The 19729-nt window shown below is 69.5% G+C and carries 17 protein-coding genes; 13 read left to right on the plus strand and 4 right to left on the minus strand.

Translation table 11 applies throughout. The features are described from left to right. Window positions 1–3 precede the first annotated feature (3 nt). From ASH02_RS27015 to ASH02_RS09510, 4 genes are all read left to right on the plus strand, one after another. Entirely contained in the window at window positions 4–720 is a 717-nt protein-coding gene (locus ASH02_RS27015) for a GNAT family N-acetyltransferase (protein ID WP_056676831.1), read from the plus strand. A 194-nt stretch (window positions 721–914) separates the two neighbouring features. Next, window positions 915–4466, plus strand: coding sequence for a DNA polymerase III subunit alpha (dnaE, locus tag ASH02_RS09500; protein WP_056676834.1), 3552 nt, complete (start codon window positions 915–917; stop codon window positions 4464–4466). Then, the gene (locus ASH02_RS09505; RefSeq protein ID WP_056676837.1) at window positions 4456–4959 is read left to right on the plus strand and encodes a hypothetical protein; all 504 of its coding nucleotides are present in this window, start codon (window positions 4456–4458) and stop codon (window positions 4957–4959) included. The genes dnaE and ASH02_RS09505 overlap by 11 nt, the downstream gene beginning before the upstream one ends. A gap of 50 nt (window positions 4960–5009) precedes the next feature. Next, window positions 5010–6842: a DUF3352 domain-containing protein gene (locus tag ASH02_RS09510; protein WP_056676840.1), complete on the plus strand. Its 1833-nt coding sequence runs from the start codon at window positions 5010–5012 to the stop codon at window positions 6840–6842. A 121-nt stretch (window positions 6843–6963) separates the two neighbouring features. Here the strand turns inward: ASH02_RS09510 and ybaK are convergent, their stop codons facing one another. Together ybaK and ASH02_RS09520 are read right to left on the minus strand one after the other, a co-directional pair. After that, window positions 6964–7452, minus strand: a complete 489-nt coding sequence (ybaK, locus tag ASH02_RS09515) for a Cys-tRNA(Pro) deacylase (RefSeq protein WP_056676842.1) — start codon at window positions 7450–7452, stop codon at window positions 6964–6966. A 13-nt stretch (window positions 7453–7465) separates the two neighbouring features. Then, window positions 7466–8143: an LON peptidase substrate-binding domain-containing protein gene (locus ASH02_RS09520; RefSeq protein ID WP_056676845.1), complete on the minus strand. Its 678-nt coding sequence runs from the start codon at window positions 8141–8143 to the stop codon at window positions 7466–7468. A 59-nt stretch (window positions 8144–8202) separates the two neighbouring features. Between ASH02_RS09520 and ASH02_RS09525 the strand changes: the two genes are divergently transcribed. From ASH02_RS09525 to hisH, 5 genes are read left to right on the plus strand one after another with little or no spacing between them, the layout of a single operon-like run. Further along, the gene (locus tag ASH02_RS09525; protein ID WP_162250910.1) at window positions 8203–10062 is read left to right on the plus strand and encodes an endonuclease/exonuclease/phosphatase family protein; all 1860 of its coding nucleotides are present in this window, start codon (window positions 8203–8205) and stop codon (window positions 10060–10062) included. A gap of 60 nt (window positions 10063–10122) precedes the next feature. Next, window positions 10123–11445: a histidinol dehydrogenase gene (gene hisD, locus ASH02_RS09530; RefSeq protein ID WP_056676851.1), complete on the plus strand. Its 1323-nt coding sequence runs from the start codon at window positions 10123–10125 to the stop codon at window positions 11443–11445. 5 nt (window positions 11446–11450) lie between these two features. After that, the gene (locus ASH02_RS09535; RefSeq protein WP_056676855.1) at window positions 11451–12587 is read left to right on the plus strand and encodes a histidinol-phosphate transaminase; all 1137 of its coding nucleotides are present in this window, start codon (window positions 11451–11453) and stop codon (window positions 12585–12587) included. Continuing rightward, window positions 12584–13195: an imidazoleglycerol-phosphate dehydratase HisB gene (gene hisB / locus ASH02_RS09540; protein WP_056676858.1), complete on the plus strand. Its 612-nt coding sequence runs from the start codon at window positions 12584–12586 to the stop codon at window positions 13193–13195. The genes ASH02_RS09535 and hisB overlap by 4 nt, the downstream gene beginning before the upstream one ends. A gap of 3 nt (window positions 13196–13198) precedes the next feature. Next, window positions 13199–13843, plus strand: coding sequence for an imidazole glycerol phosphate synthase subunit HisH (gene hisH, locus ASH02_RS09545; protein ID WP_056676861.1), 645 nt, complete (start codon window positions 13199–13201; stop codon window positions 13841–13843). Here hisH and ASH02_RS09550 read toward each other — a convergent pair. Beyond that, a complete protein-coding gene (locus ASH02_RS09550) occupies window positions 13835–14854 on the minus strand; it encodes an Lrp/AsnC family transcriptional regulator (protein WP_056676865.1) in 1020 nt (339 codons plus the stop codon). The genes hisH and ASH02_RS09550 overlap by 9 nt on opposite strands. Window positions 14855–14966: 112 nt before the next feature. Here ASH02_RS09550 and ASH02_RS09555 point away from each other — a divergent pair, with 112 nt between their 5' ends. From ASH02_RS09555 to hisF, 4 genes are read left to right on the plus strand one after another with little or no spacing between them, the layout of a single operon-like run. After that, window positions 14967–16190, plus strand: coding sequence for a M20 metallopeptidase family protein (locus ASH02_RS09555; protein WP_056676867.1), 1224 nt, complete (start codon window positions 14967–14969; stop codon window positions 16188–16190). A 17-nt stretch (window positions 16191–16207) separates the two neighbouring features. Then, on the plus strand, window positions 16208–17524 hold the full coding sequence (locus ASH02_RS09560; protein WP_082563524.1) for an MFS transporter: 1317 nt from the start codon (window positions 16208–16210) through the stop codon (window positions 17522–17524). A gap of 10 nt (window positions 17525–17534) precedes the next feature. After that, window positions 17535–18269 (plus strand): bifunctional 1-(5-phosphoribosyl)-5-((5-phosphoribosylamino)methylideneamino)imidazole-4-carboxamide isomerase/phosphoribosylanthranilate isomerase PriA, encoded by a 735-nt coding sequence (gene priA / locus ASH02_RS09565; protein WP_056676871.1) that lies wholly within the window; start codon window positions 17535–17537, stop codon window positions 18267–18269. Beyond that, entirely contained in the window at window positions 18266–19027 is a 762-nt protein-coding gene (gene hisF, locus ASH02_RS09570) for an imidazole glycerol phosphate synthase subunit HisF (protein WP_057294625.1), read from the plus strand. The genes priA and hisF overlap by 4 nt, the downstream gene beginning before the upstream one ends. Window positions 19028–19062: 35 nt before the next feature. On the opposite strand, the gene ASH02_RS09575 is transcribed toward hisF, so the two are convergent. Continuing rightward, entirely contained in the window at window positions 19063–19689 is a 627-nt protein-coding gene (locus ASH02_RS09575) for a TIGR03085 family metal-binding protein (RefSeq protein WP_057294626.1), read from the minus strand. Between the last annotated feature and the right edge of the window lie 40 nt (window positions 19690–19729).

Below are 19729 nucleotides of genomic sequence, written 5' to 3' on the forward strand. Positions count from 1 at the left end.
CGCATGTCCTCCGAGCTCACCCTGAGGCCGGCGACCGGCGACGACCTGCCCGACATCGCGCAGCTGTACCTCCGGGTGCGCGAGGCAGCGGTGCCGGCCATGCCCCCGATCGTGCACAGTGCCGACTCGGTCGTCGCCTGGGTCACCGGATGGGACCTCTCCGAACGCGACGTGTGGGTGGCCGAGCAGGACGAGCTCCTCGGGTTCAGCACCCTGACCCCCACCTGGCTCGACTCGTTGTACGTCGACCCGGGGACACAGCGCTCCGGCGTCGGCACCGCCCTCCTCGACGTGGCCAAGGGCCTGCGGCCCGACGGGTTCGCGCTGTGGGTCTTCGAGAGCAACGAGCCGGCCCGCGCGTTCTACCGCCGGCACGGCCTGGTGGAGCTGGAGGGCACGGACGGATCGGCGAACGAGGAGCGCTCGCCGGACCTGCGCATGGCCTGGTTGGGCAACGATCCGCTCGACTTCCTGAGGCGCCAAATCGATGAGGTCGACCACGACCTTGGCCTGCTGCTGGCCCGCCGGGCGGCGCTGACCTCCGCCGTCCAGGACCACAAGCCGGTCGGTGGGGCAGCCGGACGCGACCCTGTGCGCGAGCATGCGATCGCCGAGGCCGTGGCCCTTCAGGCGCCCGCACTCGGGGTGGACCGGGTGGCCCGGATCGTGGACTCGATCATCACCGAGTCCCTGGACGCGCACGAGCGATCCCGCGGCTGAGTCCGCGCAATCAGCGACTGTCCGTGCGCCCTGTCAGAATGCCTTCAACGGGTCACGTAGTCTGGCGTCCTTCCCCCGGCCCTCGAACAGATGCTGTGAACAAGCTCTGTGAAGAGGCGCCGTGATCGCCGCCGGGCTGCTGCCTCGGCCCGTTCGACCCTGCCCATTGCTGACTGTTGGGAGACGCTCCACCGATGACGTCCGACTCCTTCGTGCACCTGCACGTGCACACCGAGTACTCCATGCTCGACGGAGCCGCGCGACTCGGTGACATGGCGGAGCGGACCGCCGAGCTCGGTATGCCGGCGATCGCGATGACCGACCACGGCAACGTCTACGGCGCCTACGACTTCTACCGCAAGGCCAAGGCCGCCGGGGTCAAGCCGATCATCGGCATGGAGGCCTATTTCACCCCCAACATCTCGCGCTTCGAGCGCAAGGGCATCAACTTCTACGACGGCGGCTCCGACGACGTCTCGGCGCGCGGTGCCTACACGCACATGACGCTGCTCTCCGAGACCACCGAGGGCATGCACAACCTCTTCCGGCTCTCCACCGGCTCGTGGCGCGACGGGTTCTTCAAGCAGCCGCGCGCCGACCGCGAGCTCCTGCAGCAGCACGGCAAGGGCCTGATCGGCACGACCGGCTGTCCGTCCGGCGAGGTGCAGGTGCACCTGCGCTACGGCAAGTACGACGAGGCCCGCAAGGTCGCCGGGGAGTTCCAGGACATCCTCGGCAAGGAGAACTACTTCCTCGAGCTGATGGACCACGGCCTCTCCATCGAGAACCGCGTCCGCGACGGGCTGCTCAAGCTGGCCAAGGACCTCCAGATCCCGCTGCTGGCCACCAACGACTCCCACTACGTGCGCAAGGAAGACGCGAAGAGCCAGGAGCACCTGCTCTGCATCAACTCCGGGTCCACGATGACCATCCCGGCCGGCGACGGCCCGGGCCAGCGCTTCGCGTTCAGCGGCGACGGCTACTACATCAAGTCCCCGGCCGAGATGCGCGAGCTCTGGGAGGGCAAGTACCAACTCCGTGAGGCCTGCGACAACACCCTGCTGATCGCCGAGCGGTGCAACGTCGAGTTCACCGAGGGCAACGGCACGTTCATGCCGCGCTTCCCCTGCCCGCCCGGAGAGAACGAGGACTCCTGGCTGGTCAAGGAGGTCGAGACCGGCCTGCAGTTCCGCTACCCGAACGGCATCCCCGACGACGTCCGCAAGCAGGCCGAGTTCGAGCTCGGCGTCATCACGCAGATGGGGTTCCCGGGCTACTTCCTCGTCGTCGCCGACTTCATCAACTGGGCCAAGGACAACGGCATCCGGGTCGGTCCGGGCCGTGGCTCGGGTGCCGGCTCGATGGTCGCCTACGCGATGCGCATCACCGACCTCGACCCGCTCAAGCACGGCCTGATCTTCGAGCGCTTCCTCAACCCCGACCGCGTCTCGATGCCCGACTTCGACATCGACTTCGACGAACGTCGTCGCGGTGAGGTGATCAAGTACGTCACCGAGAAGTACGGCGACGACCGGGTCTCCTACATCATCACCTACGGCACCATCAAGGCGAAGCAGGCCGTCAAGGACTCCTCACGCATCCTCGGCTACCCGTTCGCGATGGGCGACCGCATCACCAAGGCCATGCCGGCCGCGGTGATGGGCAAGGACGTCCCGCTCCAGGACATCTTCAAGCCCGACCACAAGCGCTACGGCGAGGGCGGCGAGTTCCGCGCACTCTACGACGGCGACAACGACGTCAAGACGGTCGTCGACACGGCCATCGGCATCGAGGGTCTGAAGCGGCAGTGGGGCGTGCACGCGGCCGGCGTGATCATGTCGAGCGAACCCCTCCTCGACATCATCCCGATGCTCAAGCGCCCCGCCGACGGCGCGATGATCACTCAGTTCGACTACCCGACGTGCGAGGCGCTGGGCCTGATCAAGATGGACTTCCTGGGGTTGCGCAACCTCACGGTCCTCGACGACTGCGTCAAGAACATCAAGGCCAACCGCGACGAGGACGTCGTGCTCGAAGACCTCGAGCTGACCGACCCGGCCACCTACGAGCTGCTCCAGCGTGGCGACACCCTCGGCGTCTTCCAGCTCGACGGCGGGCCGATGCGCGCCCTCCTGCGGTCCATGCGACCCGACACGTTCGAGGACATCTCGGCCGTGGGCGCGCTCTACCGCCCCGGCCCGATGGGTGCCGACTCCCACAACAAGTACGCCCGCCGCAAGACCGGCCGCGAGCCGGTCGAGGCGCTCCACCCCGAGCTGGCCGAGGCCCTCGAGGACGTGCTCGGCGAGACCTACGGCCTGATCGTCTATCAGGAGCAGGTCATGGCGATCGCCCAGAAGCTCGCGGGCTACACGCTGGGCCAGGCCGACATCCTCCGCCGGGCGATGGGCAAGAAGAAGAAGGAGGAGCTGGACAAGCAGTTCGCCGGCTTCTCCGCGGGCATGACCGAGCGCGGCTACAGCCACGGGGCGATCAAGGCCCTGTGGGACACCCTGCTGCCGTTCTCCGACTACGCGTTCAACAAGGCCCACTCGGCGGCGTACGGCGTGGTCTCCTACTACACCGCGTTCCTCAAGGCGAACTACCCGGCCGAATACATGGCCGCCCTCCTGACGTCCGTCAAGGACGACAAGGACAAGATGGCGATCTACCTCAACGAGTGCCGGCGGATGAAGATCCAGGTGCTGCCGCCCGACGTCAACGAGTCCGCCTCCAACTTCACCCCGGTCGGCAACGACATCCGCTTCGGCCTGACCGCCGTCCGCAACGTCGGCAACAACGTGGTCGACGGCATCGTGGCGGGCCGCGAGGAGAAGGGCCGCTACACCGACTTCAACGACTTCATGGAGAAGGTCCCGGCGCTGGTCTGCAACAAGCGGGTCATCGAGTCGCTGGTCAAGGCCGGCGCGTTCGACGAGATGAAGCACAAGCGGCGCGCGCTGGTCGCGATCCACGAGACCGCCGTCGACCAGTACGTCGACATCAAGCGCAACGAGGCGATCGGGCAGGACTCCCTCTTCGGGGGCCTCGACGACGACGCCGGCGGCGGGTTCGGCATCTCGGTGACGATCCCCGACATCGACGACTGGGACAAGATGACGCTGCTCAGCCACGAGCGGGACATGCTGGGCCTCTACGTCTCCGACCACCCGCTGCTCGGCCTCGAGCACGTGCTCTCCCAGGGCACCGACTGCACGATCGGCCAGCTGATGCTCGACGAGGAGCGTCAGGACGGGTCGCCGATCACGGTGTCCGGCCTGATCACCTCGGTGCAGCGCAAGATCACCAAGCGTGGCGACACCTGGGCGATGGTCACCCTGGAGGACCTCGACGGCGCCATCGACGTGCTGCTCTTCCCGAGCTCCTACCAGCTCGCCTCGACGTACCTCACCGAAGACGCGATCATCACCGTCAAGGGGCGACTGTCGCGGCAGAAGGACCAGCCCGAGATCCACGGTCAGGAGGTCACGCTCCCCGACCTGAGCGACGGCCCCAGCGGGCCCGTGGTGATCAGCCTGCCGGCGACCCGCTGCACCGCACCCGTGGTCGAGCAGCTCAAGGAGGTGCTGGCCACCCACCCCGGCATGTCCGAGGTGCAGCTCAAGCTGCTGGCGCGGGCCTCGACGACCGTGATGCGGCTCGACGACCGGTTGCGGGTCACTCCCAACTCCGCGTTGTTCGCCGACCTCAAGCAGCTCCTCGGGCCGGGTTGCCTTGGCCAGTGAGCGCAAGGCCCTGATCCGGGACGCCCTGGTGATCGTGGCCGTCTTCGTCGTCGCCGGCGCCGTCGGCGGCTGGTTCTGGCACCACCTGTGGGCGCCGGCCCCCAAGGGCTTCGCGCTCGAGGGTGTCCCGCACTTCGAGGACGACGCCGACTTCCGCGGCACCGGCCTCTATGTCGCGATCGCCGCGGGCCTCGGCCTGGTCATCGGGATCGTGGTCAGCTTCGTCTTCGAGCGCGACGAGCTGGTCACCCTCGGCTCTGTGGTCGTGGGCGCGCTGCTGGGCGGCGTGGTGCTGCTGGCGGTCGGCCAGGCCCTCGGTCCCGACTCCGCCATCGAGGCCGCGAAGCACACCAAGGACTGGGATCCGGTGACCGGTGACCTGCACGCCTCGTGGCTGCCGGTGCTGGTGTCCTGCCCGGGTGGTGCGCTGCTCGGCACGGTGGTCGTCCTGACTTGTTTCAATCGCAGGCGTGAAACGGAACCAAGCGGGTAGGGTCACCGTCTGATTCGACGTGATGCCAGACGAGAAGATGGGGGAGTCACGTGACTTCTGAGTTTCCCACCGGTGGGCGACCGGACCCGAGCCAGGACCCGTACGGCCAGCCGGGCTTCGGCGGCCAGCAGCCAGTGCCGTCCTACGGCCAGGGCCAGCCGCCGTACGCCGGTCAGCCCGGCCCCTATCCGTCGAACCAGCCCTACGGCCAGCAGCCCCCGCAGCAGGGGGCCGGCCCGGTCTACGAGCAGATGAGCACCGGCTCGGGCGCACCCGTGCCGCCGGGACCGCCGTCCGGCAAGCGCGGGCGCAAGGGCCTGGTGATCGGCCTGGTCGCCGGTGCCGCCGTCCTCGCCGGGGGCGGGGTCTGGGCCTGGCAGGCGTTCATGTCGCAGGGCCCGCAGCCGGCCGAGGCGCTCCCCGACGACACGCTGGCCTACATCTCCGTCGACCTCGACCCCTCGGGCGAGCAGAAGATCGAGGCGCTCAAGGCGCTGCGCAAGTTCCCCGCGTTCAAGGAGAACGTCGGCCTCGACACCGATGACGACGTACGCAAGAAGATCTTCGAGGAGATCCAGAACTCCGGTGCCTGCAAGGAGCTCGACTACAAGGACGACATCGAGCCGTGGCTCGGTGACCGGGCCGCCCTGGCGGTCGTCGACCAGGGTCACGAATACCCCGACCCGGTGTTCGTGGTGCAGGTCAAGGACCAGGACGAGGCCGAGGACGGCCTGAACAAGCTGGTCAACTGCGGCAACGAGATGACCGGTGAGAGCGAGGACATCGGCGGCTACGCCTTCAACGGCGACTGGGTGATCCTGGCCGAGACCGAGAAGATCGCCGAGAAGGTCGTCTCCGACGCCAAGGACGCCAGCCTCGACGAGGACGGCGACTACAAGAAGTGGACCAAGGCCGCCGGCGACCCCGGTGTGATGAACTTCTACGCCTCCGCCGAGGGCGGTGACGCGCTGGCCGAGCACGCCGACGAGCTCTTCGGGGCCGGTGAGGCCATGGCTTCCTCCGACGGCACCGGGACTGACGAGGCGCTGCCCGACGCGGTGTCCACGGAGGCCACCGACGAGCTCACCGCCGCTCTCAAGGACTTCGAGGGTGGCGCCGGCACCGTGCGCTTCGACGACGGCAACCTCGAGGTCGAGTTCGCCACCGGCCAGCTGAACACCTCGACCAGCAAGATGATCAGCGGCGACCGCGGCGACGACACGCTCTCCACCCTGCCGGCCAGCACGGCGGTGGCACTCGGTGCCGGGTTCGAGGACGGCTGGGGCGACGTACTCCTCGAGCAGCTCAAGCCGCTCATCGAGAGCGAGTCCGGCATGTCGTACGACGAAGCCATCGCCGACCTCGAGTCCGAGACCGGCCTGAGTGTGCCCGACGACGTCGAGGTCCTGCTCGGCGAGTCATTCGTGGTGGCCCTCGACAGCAACTTCGATGCGAACCAGGTCGAGAGCATGGGCCCCGAGGGGCTCCCCGTCGCGGTGAAGGTCAAGGGTGACGCCGACAAGATCGAGGCGGTCCTGGACAAGATCCGTGCCCAGCTCGGCACCGATTCCGACGTGATCAGCTCCACCGCCAAGGACGGCTACGTCGTGGTCGGCCCGAGCCAGGACTACATCGACAAGGTGTCCGAAGAGGGCGACCTCGGTGACGACAAGACCTTCAAGTCCGTTGTGCCGCACGCCGAGGACGCCTCGGCGATCCTCTATGCCAACTTCGACGCCGGAGACTGGCTCACCGAGGCGCTCGAGGCCGCGGGGGCGCCGCACGAGGTGCTCGAGAACGCGGAGCCGCTCGAGGCCTTCGGCTTCAGCTCCTGGACCGACGGCGACGAGGTGCACACCCTGCTCACCGTCACCACCGAGTGACCCCACCAACCTGCAGTTCTTGATGCGCGAACCGCGTGCTCTTGATGCGCGAACCGGCAATTCTTGATTTCCGCACCGCAAGGATTGCCGGTTCGGCGCGCAAGAACTGCAGGCTCGTGGGTCAGCGGGCGATGGGCGCCACGCTGGCCGGGACCACCCGGACCAGGTCGGCGGGCGTCAGCTCGAGGTCGAGGCCACGCCGGCCACCGGACACGAAGACGGTCTCGTGGGCCAGGGCCGACTCGTCGATGACGGTGGTGTGGGGGCGCTTCTGGCCGACGGGAGAGATGCCACCGACCACGTAGCCGGTGGCCCGCTCGGCCACTGCCTGGTCGGCCATCGCCGCCTTGCCGGCGCCGACCGCGCGGGCCAGCGCCTTGAGGTCGAGCTGCGCGGTCACCGGGACGATGCCGACGACCAGCACCCCGTCGGCGGTGGCCAGCAGCGTCTTGAAGACTCGTTCGGGCGGTACGCCGAGTGCCTCCGCGGCCTCGAGTCCGTAGCTGGCCGCGCGGGGGTCGTGGGTGTAGGGGTGCACCGTGAACGCGATGCCGGCGGCGGTCAGGGCCACCGTGGCCGGCGTACCACCGGCTGTTTTCCTCTTCGCCATCGTCAGCGGGCGCTCAGTTCGGTGACCAGCCGGTGCGCGCCACCTCGGTGGCGGGCAGGGAGGGGAGGGCGATCATGGCGGAGATCTCCTCGCGCATCAGGTCGATGAGCATCGCCAGCCGCAGCGTCGTCGGCTCGGCCTCGAGCAGCAGCTGGCGATCGCGGAGGGTGAGCAGGCAGGTGCCGGCCAGGCTCCAGGAGAGGTACGCCGGGTCGCGCGGCAGGTCGCCGGTGAGGACGTCCTCGCCGCGGATCTGCGACAGCACCCCGCGGTAGTCCTCGAACGTGTTGCGGGCCAGCTCGGTGATCGTGTGGTTGGCGTCCTCGTGGTCGTCGTCGGGCTCGTCGAGGAGCGCGACATGGCCGGCCAGGAACTCGCCGCCGGTCTCGAGGGACTCCAGCCGGAGTCGCCCGCGGCCGACCGCGACGATGTCGAAGGTGCCGTCCTTGTGGGACTGGACCTCGGTCAGCTGCAGCACGCAACCGATGCGGTGAAGGGACTGGCCGCCGCGATCGCCGACCTCGTAGCCCTCCCGGATCGCCACCGACCCGAACAGCCGCTCCTTCGGGTCGTCGATGCGCAGCAGCTCGTGGACCAGTGCGCGGTAGCGGTCCTCGAAGACCCGCAACGGCACCGAGAGGCCCGGGAACAGCACCGTGTTCAGCGGGAACAGCGGCATCGTCGCGGTCATTCCTTCACACTATCGGCTTGCTCCGGATGCGGGCAGGATGTCCTCGACGAGGAGGTCGGATGAGACGAGTGCTGTGCGTGGCGGTCGGCGTCTGGCTGCTCGTCGACGTGCTCCGGGTGTGGACACCGTCATTGATCACGATCTTCGGGCAGGCCGCCTCGACGCCGGCCGAGCTGATGGGTGCGTTCGCCCTGGCCGTGGTCGTGGCCGGGTGCCTCCCGCTGCTCGTGGTCCGGTTCACGGCTGTGCCCGAGCCCACCATGGCCGCAATCATGCTGGTCTGTGTCCTCCTCAGCCGGGTGGCCCTGCAGGTCGTCGGCGGCGGTCAGCCCCAGCTGTGGTGCGCGTCGATCGGCGTTGCCTGCGCGGTTGCCTGGTGCTGCCTGGCCACCCGGGTCCTCGGCGACGCGGTCGTCGAGGGGTACGCCGCCGGGCTGGCGTTGGCCGCGGCCACGCACGCCGCCCTCGGCTCCTGGGGTGCGGTGTGGCGTGACGACGTCTGGGGGTGGGGCCTGTTGCTCGTGCAGGTGGTCCTCGTCGTGGGGGTCCTGCCGGGGCAGCCGGAGCCGCGGTCCGCCCCGCGCATGCTTGCCTTCGCCCTGCTGCCGACGTACCTCCTGGCCGGCACGTGGGCCGCGAACCCGGCACGAGCGTCATCGACCGATCAGGGCTGGGGGCCGGTGCTGGTCGTGGTGGGCGCAGTGGCCGCGCTCGTGCTCGTTCGCCTCGATCGACCCCCGCGTGGGCTCACGCTGGGTGCCGGCGTCGTCCTGACCGGTGCGACGGCGGCGGTGATGATGCCCGACGCGTCTTCGTTGTGGACGCTGCCTGCGTTCGTGCTCGGGATGCCCGCCCTGGTCGTGGTGCTGGGCGCGCTGGCGGAGTCGCCGCCTGCTGGCAGTGAGGTTGCACCGGTGTTCACCGCGGCCGGCGGAGCGGTGCTGTGGGTTGCCCTGTTCTTCGCCTACTACGCCGGCTACGACCTCGGCTACCGGGCCGATCTGCTGCTCGTCCTGCTGGCGGCTGCGCTGGCTGCGGCCGCGGTGCGCGTCACGCTGCGTTCGCAGGGGCCCGCACCCGGGCCCGGCTTCCGGCTCGCTGTCGGTCGCACCGGGGGAGTGCTGGTGGCCATCGGTCTCGTCGCCGTACTCGCCGCGGGTCTGGGGCCGCGCGCGACCGTGTCGCAGGTCGAGGCGACCAGCGACGACCACGAGGGGCTGCGCGTCGTGGCGTGGAACCTTCGGATGGGCTACGGCATGGACGGCACCTTCGAACCACGCAAGGTGGCCGAGCTGATCGCCGACCTGCACCCCGACGTCGTGCTGCTCAGCGAGATCGACCGCGCCTGGCTGCTCAACGGCGGGCAGGACCAGCTGGCGATCCTGGCCCGCCTGCTCGGCATGGACGCGTACTTCGGCCCGGCAGCCGACCCGGTGTGGGGCGACGCAGTGCTCACCGACCTGCCGGTGTCCGGTGTGGACGCGCACCCGCTGCCGTCGTACGACGCGGTGACGGGCGCGCAGGCCCTGGCGGTCACGGTGACCCTCGACGGGCTGGCGTACGACGTGATCTCCACGCACGTGCAGCCGCACGACAGCGACGGTGACGGGTCCCTGGAGCAGGCCCGTGACATCGCCCGGTTCGCCGTCGAGCGTGCGAAGGCCGGGAACCCGGTGATCGTGGCGGGCGACTTCAACCTGCAGCCAGGCGACCCGTCGTGGCAGGCGCTGCTCGACAGCGGACTGCGCGACGCACTCGGGGAGGAACGTCCGGTGCTGACCTCACCGGCCGATGACCCCGACGAGCAGATCGACCACGTCTTCGCCACCGTCGACCTGGTGGCGGACACTCCACGTGCCGTGCCGTCGGAACTCTCCGACCACCTGCCGGTCACGGTGACGCTCCGCCCCGCCGGGTGAACGGTGTCGCCCACCGAAACCGGTTCGGTGGGAACCAGCGTGACAACTAGACTTGGCCGCATGATCCGCCGTATCGACCTCCGTGGCCGCACCGAGCCCGTCGACTACCGGACCGCAGTTCCGCGGGCCGAGTTCGACGTGGAGGCCGCGCTGCATGTGGTCCGGCCGATCTGCGACGACGTCCGCGACCGTGGTGTCGCAGCGATCACCGACTACTCGCTCAAGTTCGACGGCGTCGAGCAGACCGACATCGTCGTGCCGCCCGAGGCGCTCTCCGAGGCGCTGGCGGCGCTCGACCCGGCGATCCGGGCCGGGCTCGAGGAGTCGATCCGCCGGCTGCGGCTCACTTGCGAGGCCGAGCTCGAGCACGACGTCGTGACCGAGCTGGGCAACGGCGCCACGGTCACCCACCGCATGGTGCCGGTGCAGCGCGTCGGCCTCTACGTGCCCGGCGGTCTCGCGCCCCTGGTCTCGTCGGTGATCATGAACGTCGTTCCCGCCCAGGTGGCCGGGGTCGCGTCGATCGCCCTGACCTCCTCACCCCAGAAGGACCACGGCGGACTGCCGCACCCGACGATCCTCGCCGCGTGCGCGCTGCTCGGCATCGACGAGGTGTACGCCGTCGGCGGTGCCCAGGCGATCGCCATGTTCGCCCACGGCGCCGGTCCGTGCCGCAGGGTCGACCTGGTGACCGGGCCGGGCAACATCTACACGGTCTCCGCCAAGCGGCTCCTCAAGGGCATCGTCGGCATCGACGCCGAGGCCGGCCCCACCGAGATCGCCGTACTCGCCGACGACACCGCCGAGGCGTCGTTCGTCGCGGCCGACCTGATCAGCCAGGCGGAGCACGATCCGCTGGCCGCAGCGGTGCTGGTCACCCCGTCCGAGCGACTGGCCGACGACGTGCTCGCTGAGCTCGACAAGCAGGTCTCGGTCACGCGCCACGTCGAGCGGATCCGCACCTCGCTGGCCGGACAGCAGTCCGGCATCGTGCTGGTCGACGACCTCGAGCAGGGCCTCGAGGTGGTCAACGCCTACGCGGCCGAGCACCTCGAGATCCAGACCGCTGACGCGGCCGCGCTGGCGGCCCGTGTCTTCAACGCCGGTGCGATCTTCGTCGGGTCCTACGCACCCGTCTCGCTGGGCGACTACTGCGCGGGGTCCAACCACGTGCTGCCTACGGCGGGCTGTGCCTGCCACTCCTCGGGCCTGTCCGTGCGCGCGTTCCTCAAGGCGGTGCACGTCGTCGACTACTCGCGCGACGCGCTGGCCGAGGTGGCTGACCACGTGGTCACCCTCGCCTCGGCCGAAGACCTCCCGGGCCACGGTGCCGCCGTGAGCGTGCGCTTCGCCACGGACCCCACGCGCGACCAGGACGCGTGAGACGGATGAGCGCCAGAGAGTCCGCGAGCGCGCCGTCACTGTGGCCGCCGCTGCGCGAGGAGCTGCGCGGCATCGAGCCGTACGGCGCACCACAGCTCGACGTCCCGGTCCAGCTCAACGTCAATGAGAACCCCTACGGTCCCTCGCCGGAGGCCGTGGCCGACATCGCATCGTCGGTCGCAGCCGCTGCCTCGACGCTGAACCGCTACCCCGACCGGGAGTTCACCGAGCTGCGTACGGCGCTCGCGGCGTACCTCAACACCGACGGTGGGCAGGGCGTCACACCCGACCAGGTGTGGGCGGCCAACGGGTCCAACGAGGTGATGCTCCAGCTCCTGCAGGCCTTCGGTGGTCCGGGGCGTACGGCGCTGAGCTTCGCCCCGACGTACTCCATGTATCCGGAGTATGCCCGCGACGCCATGACCGGCTGGGTGGTCGGGCGCCGCGAGACCGACTTCTCCCTCGACCTCGACGCCGCGCGTGACCTGGTGCTGGAGCACCGGCCCCATGTCGTACTCCTGCCGTCGCCGAACAACCCGACCGGTACGGCGTTGCCGCCCGAGGCGGTCTCGCTCCTGTGTGAGGCGGCGGCCAATGATGAGCACTGTGGCGTCGTGGTCGTCGACGAGGCGTACGGCGAGTTCCGTCGCGCGGGCACCCCGAGTGCCCTGGAGCTGCTGCCCGAGCACCGCAACCTGGTCGTGTCGCGCACGATGAGCAAGGCGTTCGCGTTGGCCGGTGCCCGGCTGGGCTACTTCGCCGCCGCGCCGGAGATCTGCGACGCGGTGCGGGTGGTGCGCCTGCCGTACCACCTCTCCGCGGTCACCCAGGCGACCGCGCTGGCCGCCCTGCGCCACGCACCCGAGCTGCTCGGACGCGTCGACGAGCTGCGTCGTGAACGCGACGAGACCGTAGGCTGGCTCCGCGAGCAGGGCCTCGAGGTGGCTGAGAGCGACGCGAACTTCGCGTTGTTCGGCACCTTCGACGACCGGCACGCGGTGTGGCAGGCGCTGCTCGAGAAGGGCGTGCTGATCCGCGAGACGGGCCCCGACGGCTGGTTGCGGGTCTCGATCGGCACCGCAGACGAGATGACGGTTTTCAAGAACGCACTGACCGAGGTCATGAAGGAGATCCAGGGATGAGCAGGACCGCACGGATCGACCGTGAGACCAAGGAGTCCAAGATCCACGTCGAGCTCGACCTCGACGGATCGGGCAAGAGCCAGGTCTCCACGGGCATCGGCTTCTACGACCACATGCTCACCGCGTTCGCGCGGCACTCCCTGGTCGACCTCGTCGTGCACGCCAGCGGAGACACGCACATCGACTCCCACCACACCGTCGAGGACACCGCGATCGTGCTCGGCCAGGCGATCCGTGAGGCTCTCGGCGACAAGGCCGGCATCCGCCGCTTCGGCGACGCCACGGTGCCCCTCGACGAGGCGCTGGTGCAGGCGGTCGTCGACGTGTCGGGCCGGCCCTACTGCGTGCACACCGGCGAGCCCGAGGGCCAGGAGCACGTGATGCTGGGCAACCCGTCCGGCAACTTCTACCTCGGCTCGCTGACCCGTCACGTGTTCGAGTCCCTGTCGTTCCACGCGCACATCGCCCTGCACGTGCGCGTCCTGGCCGGCCGCGAACCCCACCACATCGTCGAGACCCAGTTCAAGGCGTTCGCCCGCGCGTTCCGCGACGCGATCGCTCTCGACCCGCGCGAGTCCGGGGTCCCGTCGACCAAGGGCACTCTCTGATCCATGAAGAATGTCGTCGTCCTTGACTACGGGTCAGGGAACCTCCGGTCGGCGGTGCGTGCGCTCGAGCGCGCCGGTGCCTCCGTCACGCTGACCGCCGATCGCACGGCTGCCCAGGACGCCGACGGGCTCCTGGTTCCCGGTGTCGGTGCGTACGCCGCGTGCATGGCCGGACTGCGTGCGGTCAAGGGCCATGAGGTGATCGGCCGACGCCTGTCGGGAGGACGCCCGGTGCTCGGCATCTGCGTCGGCATGCAGATCCTGTTCTCCCGCGGTGTCGAGCACGGTGTCGAGACCGAAGGCTGTGACGAGTGGCCCGGTGTCGTGGAGCGGCTGCAGGCTCCCGTCGTACCGCACATGGGTTGGAACACCGTCGACGTCCCCGAGGACTCGGAGCTGTTTGCCGGGGTCGAGGACCAGCGCTTCTACTTCGTGCACTCCTACGGCGTCCGTGACTGGACGCTGGTCACGAACAACCGCACGCGCGCCCCCAAGGTGACCTGGGCGGAGACTGGTTCGATCTCTGGTGGCGGCGACCGGTTCGTCGCCGCCGTGGAGAACGGCCCGTTGAGCGCCACCCAGTTCCATCCGGAGAAGTCCGGCGACGCCGGCGCGCAGCTGCTGCGCAACTGGGTGCAGTCACTCTGAACTGAGGGCGCTCGGTACGACGACCTCGCCCGTTGCCCGGCCGTTCTCGCCCACCAGCCAACCCATGCGCTTGAGAGTGCGGAGGTTGACCACGCTCTCCACGACGTTCAGCCACGGCAGCTTCTCGCTCACGAGTCGCTCCACGCGCAGGAGATCCGTCAGCGAGCGGGTCCACACGGTGATCAGCATGTTGGTCTCGCCGGTCGTCGTCACGCACAGTCGTAGCTCGGGCAAGGTGGCCAGCGCCGCCAGCGTGCGGTCCCATTCGGTCGTCGGCACGCGCGCCAGCCAGTCGCAGTGGATCGGCCAGTACGACGTCTCGCGGGCCACCTCGCATCGGAAGGACAGAGCGCCGGACGCGATCACTTTGGCAAGTTGGCGACGTACTGTCGCGGGGTTGCGACCGGTGACTCTGGCCAACTCGGCCGCAGTTGCCCTCCCGTCCTTCGCCAACTCCTCGACGAGTGGCCCCGAGCCGGCCGGCAACGGAGTGACGGTGGTCGGACGGGTGGCCCGACCGATCTTCTCCAGCGCCGTGCGCTGGCCCGGAGCGAGCGCGTCGAGCCGCCAGTCGTTGCCCTGACGGTGGACTCCCGTCGCGAGACGGGTGCGTTGGCGTTGGACTCCGGGTCGGTGCGCCAGCTCGTCGAGCAGGAAATGCGTCAGTGACGGCAGATCGGGCGTCATCACGGTCACGACGAAGTCGCGACCGCGTGCCGACTGGTCGATCGTGACCGCGCGGGGATCGCGGCAGAGCCAGGCCAGGACCTCGTCCGTCGCGCCCGGTTCGCAGTCGACCTCGACGAAGCCGAGCCCGACGGTCTCCCCACGCGCCGACGGGTGCGCCGTCACCCAGGCGAGGCCCCGCGATCGGAGTCGGTCCCAGCGCTGAGCGAGTGTGGTCGCCGTCGTCCCGAGCACACCCGCGACCTCGGTCCACGTGGCTCGTGGCGCGATCTGGAGAGCGTGGATGAGGACGAGGTCGGATTCCTCGAGGACGGGCTCTTGCACGGAATCTCTCAAGTCTCAGGCAAATCTGCACGATTCCTTGAGAAATCATGCATCGGATGGCCATCTTTGCACACTGGTGAGCGCCAAGAGACCCCCATCACATGGAGTCCGGATGAACCTGCTCGACGACGCCCGTGGGCTCGCGCCTGACCTGCGCCAGTTGCGTCACGACCTCCACCGCGAGCCCGAGGTCGGTCTCGACCTGCCACGCACGCAGGAGCGCGTTCTCGGTGCACTCGCCGGCCTGCCGCTCGAGGTCAGCACCGGAACGGACACCACCTCGGTCACTGCGGTGCTCCGCGGGACGGCTGACGTCGCGACGCCCGACGAGCGCCCAGTGGTTCTCCTGCGTGCCGACATGGACGGCCTGCCGGTGCAGGAGCGCACCGGCCTCGACTACGCCTCGCGGGTCGACGGCGTCATGCACGCCTGCGGCCACGACCTGCACACCTCGATGCTGGTCGGGGCAGCCCGGCTCCTCTCCGCACACCGCGAACGTCTTGTGGGCGACGTCGTCCTGATGTTCCAGCCGGGGGAGGAGGGCTGGGACGGCGCGAGCGTGATGATCAGCGAGGGCGTGATGGAGGCCGCCGGCCGACCCGTCGACGCAGCGTACGGCCTGCACGTCTTCTCCTCGGTCCGGCAGCACGCCGAGTTCGTCACCCGCCGCGGCACCATGCTGGCAGCCTCGGATGCCCTGCACGTCACCGTGCACGGCGCGGGTGGCCACGGCTCGACGCCGCACCTCGCCAAGGACCCGGTGACCGCGGTGGCGGAGATGGTCACGGCCCTGCAGACCATGGTCACCCGGCAGTTCGACGTGTTCGACCCGGTCGTGGTCACGGTCGGCAGCCTGCACGCCGGCACCCGTCGCAACGTCATCCCTGACACCGCGACGTTCGAGGCGACGGTGCGCACGTTCTCGGCCGAGGCACGCGACAAGGTCGCGGCTGCGGCTCCTCGCCTCCTGCGCGGCATCGCCGCCGCACACGGAGTGGACGTGATGGTCGACTACACCGCGGAGTATCCGCTGACCGTCAACGACGTCGACGAGACCGACTTCGCCGCCCACACCATCGCTGAGCTCTTCGGCGGTGAGCGGCACGCGGACCTGGTCCATCCGTTCAACGGCTCCGAGGACTTCTCCAGGGTCCTGGACCTGGTCCCCGGAAGCTTCGTGGGCCTGGGCGCCGTACCGGTCGGCGTCGACCCCGCCACCGCGCCCTTCAACCACAGCCCCTACGCGGAGTACGACGATGCCGTGCTCGCCGACGGCACCGCCCTGTACGCCGAGCTGGCGCAGCGCCGCCTTGCCCTCCCCGCCACCCACAACTGAGCCCGACGGAGATCGACATGACCGCACTTGCTGAGAAGCCGACGCCTGGCACGATCGCGGAAGCGCCCACCCCGCCCACCCCGCCGACGCAGAGCCGGAGGAAGACTCTCTTCGGCACGGGCGTGGGCAATGCCCTGGAGTGGTTCGACTGGGGCGTGTTCGCGATCTTCACGCCGTTCTTCGCGACCCAGTTCTTCGACCCGGGCGACCCGGTCTCGGCGTTCCTGGCGACCTTGATCGTGTTCGCCGTCGGGTTCGCCGCGCGCCCCATCGGCGGGCTGCTCTTCGGCTACCTGGCCGACCGACGTGGCCGCAAGTTCTCGATGTCGGTCACCGTGGGTGCCGCCGCCGCGGGCTCTCTGGTCATTGCGTGCTCACCGACCTTCGAGTCCGTGGGCGTGCTCGCCTCGGTGGTGCTGGTGCTGGCCCGCCTCGTGCAGGGTCTCGCCCACGGTGGTGAGATGCCTTCGGCCCAGACCTACCTGTCCGAGTGCGCACCTGCGGAGCGCCGCGGTCTGTGGGCCAGTCTCATCTACGTCTCGGGGACGTTGGGCAACGTGATCGCGGTGATCGTCGGCGCGGTGCTGGTCGGCGTACTCGACAACTCCCAGATGGTGGCCTGGGGTTGGCGGATCCCGTTCGCGATCGGCGGACTTTTCGGCCTGTACGCACTGGTGATGCGCAGCAGCATGCACGAGTCCGACGTGTTCGAGACGACGGAGCGGGTGCGCATCTGGCCCGAGATCATCCGTCATCGCCGTCAGGCACTGCAGGTGATCGGTCTGACCGTCGGCCTCACCGTCACCTTCTACGTCTGGGGAATCGCGGCGCCCGCGCACGCCATCCATGACCTCGGCGTCGACCCGGCCCACGCGTTGTGGGCAGGCGTGGTGGCGAACGTGGTCTTCATCGCCTCGCTGCCCCTGTGGGGAATCCTGTCCGACCGCATTGGGCGGAAGCCGGTGCTGCTCTTCTCCGCTGTGTCGCTGGCTCTCGCGGCCTTCCCGGTCAGTGCCTTCCTCGGTGACAGTGCAGTCCGGCTCGCTGTCGCGATGTCGGTCACGCTCGTGCTGCTCGGCGGCAGTGCGGCGATCCTGCCTGCCGTGTTCGCGGAGATGTTCCCGACGAACATCCGCACGGTCGGGGTCGGCATCCCGTATTCCGTCGCCGTTGCACTGTTCGGTGGCACCGCGCCGTACCTCCAGTCCTGGTTCGGAACCCACTACGGTGCGAGCGCGTTCACGACGTACGTCGTCGTACTCCTCGGCGTCAGCGTGGCCGTGATCTGCACCGTCCCCGAGACGCGTGCGAAGGACCTCGCCGAGTCGGATTAGGGTTTGCGCCATGAGCGACTACCTCGAACTCCTGCCCGCCGTGGACGTCAAGGGCGGCCAGGCCGTCCAGCTCGTGCAAGGCGTCGACGGTTCGGAGAAGCGATTCGGCGACCCGGTCGAGGCCGCCCTTCGCTGGCAGAGCGCGGGCGCCGAGTGGATCCACCTCGTCGACCTCGACGCCGCGTTCGGGCACGGACACAACCGCGACCTGCTCGCCACGATCGTGGGCACGCTCGACATCGACGTGGAGATGAGCGGCGGGATGCGCGACGACGAGTCGCTCAAGGCGGCGATGGACGCCGGTTGCCGCCGGGTCAACATCGGCACCGCCGCGCTCGAGAGCCCCGAGTGGTGTGCCAAGGCGATTGCCGAGTACGGCGACCGCGTGGCCATCGGCCTCGACGTACGCGGCACCACCCTCGCGGCGCGCGGCTGGACTCGTGAGGGCGGTGACCTGTACGAGACCCTCGCCCGTCTCGACGCCGAGGGCTGCGCCCGCTACGTCGTCACCGACGTCAACAAGGACGGCATGCTCCAGGGCCCCAACCTCGACCTGCTCCGCGACGTCTGTGCGCGGACCGACAAGCCCGTTGTCGCGTCCGGTGGCGTGACCACCATCGACGACATCCGGGCACTGATGGAGCTCGTCCCCCTCGGCGTCGAGGGCGCCATCGCCGGCACCGCGCTCTATGAGGGCCGCTTCACCATCGAGGAAGCCCTCGCCCTCACCAAGGGCGCCTCGTGACCCTCGCCGTACGCGTCATCCCGTGTCTGGACGTCGATGCCGGGCGCGTGGTCAAGGGCATCAACTTCAAGGAGCTGCGTGACGCCGGAGATCCGGTGGAGCTGGCCCGCACCTACGACGCCGAAGGCGCCGACGAGCTGACCTTCCTCGACATCTCCGCCTCCTTCGAGGGGCGTGCGACCACGATGGAGATCGTGTCGCGCACCGCCGAGGAGGTCTTCATCCCGCTCACGGTGGGCGGGGGAGTCTCGAGCGTCGAGGACGTCGACCGCCTGCTGAGGGCCGGCGCGGACAAGGTCGCGATGAACACCGCGGCGATCAACCGTCCCGAGCTGATCGCGGAGGTGGCCGACCGGTTCGGGAACCAGGTGCTGGTGCTGTCGGTCGATGCCCGCCGGGCCCCGAACACCGACTCCGGCTTCGAGGTCACCACGCACGGCGGCCGCACGTCGGCCGGGCTCGACGCCATCGAGTGGGCGGCCCGCGCGACCGACCTCGGCGCCGGCGAGATCCTCCTCAACGCGATGGACGCCGACGGCACCCAGGACGGCTTCGACCTCGAGCTGATCCGGGCCGTACGCCGCGAGGTCAGCATCCCGGTGATCGCCTCGGGCGGCGCCGGTGCCGTCGACCACTTCGCGCCTGCCGTCGACGCGGGCGCTGACGCCGTACTGGCTGCCACGGTCTTCCACTTCGGCACCCTGCGCATCTCCGACGTGAAGAACGCGCTCGCGCAGACCGGCCACCCCGTGCGCTGAGCGACCCGTGGGCGAGCCGGCGCGCGCCGCCGCAGTCAGAGTCCGAGCGACGCCGAGCGGAAACGGCGTACCCGCTCCTCGGGCCCGCCGACCTCCACACCGCTGACCTCGGAACGGCCGAACAGCGACATCAACACCTCAGACGGCTGGCCCACGACCAGCACCGGGTCGCTGCCGTGCCGCAGCGTGGCCTCCCTGCCGGTGAGTACGTCGCGCACCAGGACCGGCACTCCGGCCGGCCTGACCAGCCCACGTCCGGTGGTGGTCACCACCCGCCACAGGCTGTGCTGCTCGGCGGCGGACATCTCGCGGGGCACCCAGGACGGCTGTGCACGGCGGATGTCCTCGTGGTGCACGAAGTACTCCGCGGTGTTGAACAGTCGGTCCACGGCGGGCAGGGCGGCCCACGTGAGGCGTGGTCGACGCAGGTCCTCCACCAAGTCCGTGAAGTCACGGCGGCCGACGCGTTCGGTTGCGCGGTCGATCAGCCCGGAGAGCGCCGGAACCAGGATGCCGGGGGAGGCGAGGGTGCGCTCCCGCACGATCATGTGGACGACGAGGTCCTTGACGGTCCAGTCACCGGAGAGCGTGGGGGCCTCGGCACCCACCTCGAGCGCAAGGTCGCAGAGACGGTTGCGTTCGGCGTGGGCCAGGGTGCTCATGTCGCGAGCGTACGGCGTATGGCGCGACCTGGAATCGGTC

Source organism: Nocardioides sp. Soil796 (assembly GCF_001429525.1).
Lineage (GTDB): Bacteria > Actinomycetota > Actinomycetes > Propionibacteriales > Nocardioidaceae > Nocardioides.